The sequence below is a fragment of the Profundibacter sp. genome, from assembly GCF_056498605.1.
Window position 1 is genome coordinate 1 of record NZ_JBSMEZ010000089.1, and the last position, 4,749, is coordinate 4,749.

Here is a 4,749-nt window from a genome sequence, read left to right on the forward strand (position 1 = left end):
AAACCAGCTAGTAACCTTCCAATTTTGAGAAACCCGGCAAATAATATCCTCCCCCGTCTGCCATTTCAGAACAATGATCTAGACGGGTGATGTTAATTTTACGTGCGTTTGTTAGTGTTGATGACCACCACCGCCACTTCTCTCCTCCTTGTCGCCATCATCGCGGAGTGGGTCTATGGGCGGCGGCTTGGCATCTTCAATCAAGAAGGTTTGACGACAGCCTTCGTCTGTGTTTGGAACGCAATCAACCCAATTGGCCCCGCTTGTTGGGTCATTTACATTAACGATCATTTGGCCGCCATTATATTGGGTGATAACTTCAAGGTTTCTTTCCGGCTCGAATGTTATCGTCTTGTGATCGCCTGGAGGATCGCAAGCCGACACTACAATAATTGCAGAGAAAATTGCGATACCATTGATGATTTTGACTGTGTTCATTTCAGTCTCCTATTCGCTCCCGTTTCCCCTTTTCAGGAAAGGCTGAGCAAATAGCGACCAAGTCAAACTTTGCGAGGGATCCGCAGCATCTTCATTGGCAACCGCACCAGCATTCCCCAAGATAATGATATGCTAAAACATCTTGCAATGCTTTGATCTAGATCAGAAATAGGTGGTATGCATGAAAACTATCTGAAAAAAATTAAGCCCTAACGCATCCAGAACCCTTCGCGTTTAATGCGGTTGCGGATTTTCTTTTCCATGTTGGGCAGGGCGTCGCGGTCAAACATTGCCCGCACCTTTTGCCCGCGCCGCTGGAAAATCATCCGTTTGATCGGGTCATACTGTTTGATCACTTTTTTGATCTTGTTTGGCGAAGTGACGGTTTCGAGCACATCCACCACATGATCGTTTTCGCGGGCGTATAGCATCGGCAGGACGCGGTAATGGCAGCTGATATCACCATCCAGCCCGTCCAGTTCCGGCCCTGGCCGTCCACCGCCGAATGAATGGATCACCAAGGGTAGCGCGACTTGATCGAGCCACGGGTCCAGCGGCTGACACACCAGCGTATCCGGCGTATTATCACGGATTTCCAGCGCGTATTTGGCAAATCGTTTGCCAAATTCATGCGGGCAGCGGTAGAAAAACCAGCCCGCGTTAAAGTACAGATAGCGCTGCCAGTATTCATCCGGCTGAGACATATCCAGCGAACTGGCTAAATCCAGATCGAACCGGTCATATAATGCGCCCCATGTCTCGTTATAACCGGGGCCATACAGCTCTTCGGTTGGCCAAGTGCCTTCGCGGCGCATTGAGGCTGCTGGGTGATCAAAGTCAAACGCCACCTCGGACAGCGGCCCCGTGATCAGCGTGTCGGTATCGAAAAATACAAATGGTTCGCCCTTGGGCATCGCGGACAAAGCCTCGATTTTATTACCGTATGGATAGTCCCCGCCGAAATGTTTGCTGTTGAAGGGCACAATCTCGGTCCCCAGATCGGTCAGCAGGGCACGCACCTCATCATTGCCGATGCTTGGATCATTCTTCCAGTTCGGTCCGGATTGTGGTTCGGCCACGATCAGGCGGCCTTTGAAACCGGGATCGGAATGGCGCAAGGAGGCGGCGAACAAAACCGCCTCGTATTGCAGCCGCCCGTTCTGGGCGACGATCAGGATATTGAAATCTTGACGTTTCCTGCTTTTCTTCGCCATAGTTAGCCATGCCCGTGGTTGTTTTGAACAACTATAGGCCGAAACAGTGTTTGCCAAAAGGCGTTATTGTTTCAAAATGTGAGAATAGTTAAGATTTTGGACATGTTTGTTAAAGCTATTGTAAAAAAGCAATCATTTGCGCGGCAGGAGAGATAGATGTTTCATGTATTATTGGTGTTCACCATCGCGATAGGTGTCGGGCTGGGGGCGGGGTCGCAGAATGCAACGGATCGGACCATATCTGCCGTGACCGATGCCGATACAAACAGCGACTCGTTGCTAGACGGCACTAACACAACCATGCCGGATGACACCAACGGATCCTTATTGAACGGCACCGAAAATGGCACGGCATATGCAAGAGAAACTGATTGGCAGCCAGAACCACAGGAGCCAACCGGCAAATTCACCACAGCAACCGAGGTTAAGCCGATCTTGTCCGCCACCAAAACTGCATGGGTGGCAGTGCGTGAATATGACGGCAATGACCTGCTGTATTTCACCCAGCTGGTTGCATGGCGCTGTGGATTGCATGAAATCCGCTATGGGGTGAACGGGGCGCCTGAACAGGTGTTCGAGGTCGAAGAATGTTACGAGAATACCGCCCAACCCAATGCGATGAAAATGGAAACCCATTTGCCCTATGCCGTTTTGGATATTGGATCGGTCAAAAGCATGTCAGTGACATTGATTTTTGATGATGGAACGCAGGATAGCGCGACCTATCAGCGGTCCGATATCCTGATGCCGTAACTGGTTTCGAGAAAAATGGTGGGCGATCCTGGAATCGAACCAGGCGTGAGTCGCCTCGAGGGAGTTACAGTCCCCTGCCACACCTTGCGGCCTATCGCCCAACACTGGGGGTGGATACCCGCGCTATGCTAACCCGTCAAGCGTAAACCCACCTGATAATAACCTTGTATCGGGATGCTGTGTGCCGCATTGTCAAATCTGCGTAAATTCAGGGGTATCAAGGCGATGGAAAAACCTAAATGGGTGATCGAAAAGGAACAAAGCAGGCGCGCGTCGGCGGCGGAAACCGTATGGCTGTTTGGCTTGCACGCGGTGCGCGATGCCCTACGCAATCCGGACCGTAAAAAGCTGCGGCTAATTGTGACCAAAAATGCCTATGACAAACTGGCCGAAGATATTGGCGCCAGCGGCATGGAGCCTGAAATGTCTGACGCGCGCAAATTCACCGCCCCGCTTGAGGCCCAATCTGTGCATCAGGGGGCAGCACTTGAGGTCAAGCAACTGAGTTGGGGCAGCATTGAGGAATGTTGCATGGCAGCGGACGGCCAAGTGCCGCGCGTGCTGCTGCTGGACCGCATCACTGACCCGCATAACGTCGGCGCGATCTTGCGCTCGGCCGAAGTGTTCGGCGCTCGTGCCGTGATCGCGCTACAACGCCATTCCGCACCTGAAACCGGCGCTTTGGCCAAATCTGCTTCGGGCGCTTTGGAGCGCCAACCCTATTTGCGGGTCAAGAACCTTGCGGTGGCGATGGAGACCTTGAAATCAATGGGTTACCTGATGCTGGGGCTGGACGGCGAGGCGACGCAATCGGTGGCCCAAGCCGTTGAGGGACGCACGGATCGCCCGATTGCACTGGTGCTTGGGGCCGAGGGGCCGGGCTTGCGCGAAAAAACCCGCGAAACCTGTGACGCGCTGGTGAAAATCGACGCTGCCGGCGAATTTGGCTCGCTTAATGTCTCGAACGCCGCTGCTGTGGCGCTGTATGCCTCGCGGGGGTCGTAATCACATCTATGTCAGGTCGGTATAAACCTGCGGTTCTTGCCCATATAGTCAGGGTAAGAGTAACAGGAGGACGTGATGATAGGCAGACGCGCATTTCTAGGATTGTTGTTGGTGGTGCCCGTAGTGGTGGCACAAATCGGACCCGCTATGGCAGAAACGCCCAAAGTCTACTCAATAGGCGGCACCGCGATAAACGGTTATGATCCCGTGGCCTATTTCACGGCGGCGACCCCGACAAAGGGCGAGATGGAGATCAGCAGCAGCTGGAACGGCGCAACGTGGCAATTCTCAAGCGAGGAAAACAAGGCGCTGTTTGACGCAAACCCCAGAAAATACGCCCCCCAATACGGCGGGTATTGCGCATATGCCGTGTCCAAGGGCGCAACAGCCCCGACGGACCCTGATGCGTGGACCGTGGTTGACGATAAGCTGTATCTGAACTTCAGTCTGGAAGTGCGGGGTATTTGGCGCCAAGACATTCCAGGCAACATCAGCCGCGCCAATGCCAACTGGCCAGCGGTATTGCAATAAAGCACCCCATCACAATTCATTTACCGCCTCTGGCAATCGCGTTAAAGCTGCTTATCTGTTGTGGTGCAGGTGCAGCGCCCGGAACGCGCGCACCTCCTATCACTGTCCCTCGTTCCGTAACTGGCGTCCGGACCAATATGCAGGTTCGGACGCTTTTTTCTTTTGGGATAGCCTGTTAAGGATGCCTCATGACCTATTCCGACGACATGCTGAAACGCATCCTGACCGACAATAAGGTGATCGCTTGCGTTGGCGTTTCAATGAACCCCGTGCGCCCCAGCTATTTCGTGGCGCGGTATCTGTCGATGAAGGGGTTTACGGTTATTCCGGTCAATCCGGGCCATGCGGGCAAAATGCTGTTTGGGCAGGAGATTATGCCGGATTTGGCCTCGATTGATCGCCCCGTCGATATGGTCGACATTTTTCGGCGCTCCGAACATGTGACGCCGATTGTCGAGGCGGCATTGGACACATTCCCCGACCTGAAAACCGTCTGGATGCAGATCGGCGTCGAGAACGAGGAGGCAGCGGCCCTTGCCAAAGCGCGGGGTGTTGAAGTGATCATGAACCGCTGCCCGAAAATCGAATATCAACGGTTGTATGGCGAGCTGAGGATGGGCGGGTTTAATACGGGGGTGATAATCTCGAAGTTGTAGAGGTCGGGGTAATAGCCCAAATAGTTAGTCAGTCGGCTTTGCTAATTTGGCTTCAACGGGAGCGCGTTTTGCCTCAGGCAGTTTTTCCCAAATCTCTTTTTGCTTCCTTGGGCGGGTTATCAATTGTTCGACAATTTGATTTAGAAGTTCAA

General features: G+C 53.2%; 6 protein-coding genes and 1 tRNA gene. 4 read left to right on the top strand and 3 right to left on the bottom strand.

What is annotated here, in order from left to right:
* Window positions 1–111: 111 nt before the first annotated feature.
* A complete protein-coding gene (locus ACWB12_RS08915; RefSeq protein ID WP_479529724.1) occupies window positions 112–438 on the bottom strand; it encodes a hypothetical protein in 327 nt (108 codons plus the stop codon).
* A 209-nt stretch (window positions 439–647) separates the two neighbouring features.
* On the bottom strand, window positions 648–1,652 hold the full coding sequence (locus tag ACWB12_RS08920; RefSeq protein WP_479529725.1) for a hypothetical protein: 1,005 nt from the start codon (window positions 1,650–1,652) through the stop codon (window positions 648–650).
* Window positions 1,653–1,808: 156 nt separating this feature from the next.
* Here ACWB12_RS08920 and ACWB12_RS08925 point away from each other — a divergent pair, with 156 nt between their 5' ends.
* Window positions 1,809–2,405: a hypothetical protein gene (locus ACWB12_RS08925; RefSeq protein ID WP_479529726.1), complete on the top strand. Its 597-nt coding sequence runs from the start codon at window positions 1,809–1,811 to the stop codon at window positions 2,403–2,405.
* Between the two features lie 16 nt (window positions 2,406–2,421).
* Here the strand turns inward: ACWB12_RS08925 and ACWB12_RS08930 are convergent.
* A tRNA-Tyr gene (locus tag ACWB12_RS08930) sits at window positions 2,422–2,505 on the bottom strand.
* 125 nt (window positions 2,506–2,630) lie between these two features.
* On the opposite strand from ACWB12_RS08930, the gene rlmB reads away from it, so the two are divergent.
* From rlmB to ACWB12_RS08945, 3 genes are all read left to right on the top strand, one after another.
* Window positions 2,631–3,410 (top strand): 23S rRNA (guanosine(2251)-2'-O)-methyltransferase RlmB, encoded by a 780-nt coding sequence (rlmB, locus tag ACWB12_RS08935; RefSeq protein ID WP_479529727.1) that lies wholly within the window; start codon window positions 2,631–2,633, stop codon window positions 3,408–3,410.
* A 75-nt stretch (window positions 3,411–3,485) separates the two neighbouring features.
* Complete coding sequence (locus ACWB12_RS08940; RefSeq protein WP_479529728.1) at window positions 3,486–3,941, top strand: YHS domain-containing (seleno)protein; 456 nt, start codon at window positions 3,486–3,488, stop codon at window positions 3,939–3,941.
* A gap of 188 nt (window positions 3,942–4,129) precedes the next feature.
* A complete protein-coding gene (locus tag ACWB12_RS08945) occupies window positions 4,130–4,597 on the top strand; it encodes a CoA-binding protein (RefSeq protein ID WP_479529729.1) in 468 nt (155 codons plus the stop codon).
* The last annotated feature ends 152 nt before the right edge of the window (window positions 4,598–4,749 follow it).

What these genes read in the sequence shown, in the direction of transcription:
- ACWB12_RS08920 (WP_479529725.1), bottom strand. Translation starts at nt 1,652, where the DNA reads ATGGCGAAGAAAAGCAGGAAACGTCAAGATTTCAATATCCTGATCGTC.
- ACWB12_RS08915 (WP_479529724.1), bottom strand. Translation starts at nt 438, where the DNA reads ATGAACACAGTCAAAATCATCAATGGTATCGCAATTTTCTCTGCAATT.
- rlmB (WP_479529727.1), top strand. Translation starts at nt 2,631, where the DNA reads ATGGAAAAACCTAAATGGGTGATCGAAAAGGAACAAAGCAGGCGCGCG.
- ACWB12_RS08940 (WP_479529728.1), top strand. Translation starts at nt 3,486, where the DNA reads ATGATAGGCAGACGCGCATTTCTAGGATTGTTGTTGGTGGTGCCCGTA.
- ACWB12_RS08925 (WP_479529726.1), top strand. Translation starts at nt 1,809, where the DNA reads ATGTTTCATGTATTATTGGTGTTCACCATCGCGATAGGTGTCGGGCTG.
- ACWB12_RS08945 (WP_479529729.1), top strand. Translation starts at nt 4,130, where the DNA reads ATGACCTATTCCGACGACATGCTGAAACGCATCCTGACCGACAATAAG.